Here is a 203-nt window from a genome sequence, read left to right on the forward strand (position 1 = left end):
TTCATGAATTCTAGCTACCCTTACTCGTTGTTTATTCCAGCGAGAAGATCCTTTCATTCTTCTAGAAAGAACACGCTGTGCTTTTGCCAACTTCTCTTCCAATGAGCGAAAAAATTTAGGGTTTTTATAGGTTGTTCCATCTGACAAAATGGCGAAATCTTTTAATCCTACATCCATTCCAATATAAGAATGTGTTTTCGGAA

General features: G+C 36.5%; 1 protein-coding gene. It reads right to left on the reverse strand.

Annotated features, from left to right (window positions below; all coding sequences use genetic code 11):
* On the reverse strand, window positions 1–203 hold a 203-nt coding region (locus FOT98_RS31995), incomplete at both ends, for a transposase (protein WP_144291306.1).

This window comes from Bacillus sp. HY001, from assembly GCF_007558965.1.
GTDB classification, from domain to species: domain Bacteria; phylum Bacillota; class Bacilli; order Bacillales; family Bacillaceae_G; genus Bacillus_A; species Bacillus_A mobilis.